The sequence below is a fragment of the Saccharopolyspora rhizosphaerae genome (genome assembly GCF_003931915.1).
Taxonomy (GTDB): Bacteria; Actinomycetota; Actinomycetes; order Mycobacteriales; family Pseudonocardiaceae; genus Saccharopolyspora; species Saccharopolyspora rhizosphaerae.
The window spans coordinates 1-773 of sequence record NZ_RSAA01000034.1 but is presented as its reverse complement, the minus strand read 5'-3'; the positions used below and the strand labels follow the sequence as shown (position 1 = coordinate 773).

Annotated in this window: 1 protein-coding gene; it reads left to right on the top strand. The window is 69.0% G+C overall.

The window, feature by feature from the left end; genetic code table 11:
- Positions 1–5 precede the first annotated feature (5 nt).
- Complete coding sequence (locus EIL87_RS22960) at positions 6–773, top strand: bifunctional allantoicase/(S)-ureidoglycine aminohydrolase (RefSeq protein WP_233576504.1); 768 nt, start codon at positions 6–8, stop codon at positions 771–773.

The window sequence follows — 773 nt, the reverse complement described above, 5'->3', positions numbered from 1 at the left end:
CCGATCTGCTCACCGACCGTGCCGTGGTCACCGAGGCCTACACCGTGATCCCCCGCGGGGTGCTGCGCGACATCGTCACCAGCAACTTCCCCGGCTGGAGCGGCACCCGCGCCTGGATCCTGGCCAAACCAGTGCAGGGCTTCGCCACCACCTTCGCCCAGTACCTCGTCGAGATCGCCCCCGGCGGCGGCAGCCCGCACCCCGAACCCGAGACCGGGGTGCAATCGGTGCTGTTCCTGCTGGCCGGCCGGCTGAACCTGACCATCGCCGGCACCGAGCACCACCTCGAACCCGGCGGCTACGCCTACCTGCCCGCCGGCACCGACTGGTCGCTGACCAACCCCGGCCAGCAGCCCGCCTCGTTCAGCTGGATCCGCAAACCCTACGAACCCGCCGAAGGCATCACCCCGCCCGCGCCGTTCGTGACCCGCGAGCAGGACATCACCCCCACCCCCATGCCCGACACCGACGGCACCTGGGCCACCACCCGCTTCGTCGACCCCGACGACCTGGCCCACGACATGCACGTCAACATCGTCACCTTCCAACCCGGCGCGGTGATCCCCTTCGCCGAAACCCACGTCATGGAACACGGCCTCTACGTCCTGCAGGGCAAAGCCGTCTACCGCCTCAACGACGACTGGGTCGAAGTCCACGAAGGCGACTTCCTCTGGCTGCGCGCCTTCTGCCCCCAAGCCTGCTACGCAGGCGGCCCCGGCCCCTTCCGCTACCTCCTCTACAAAGACGTCAACCGCCAGATCCGCCTCACCTGA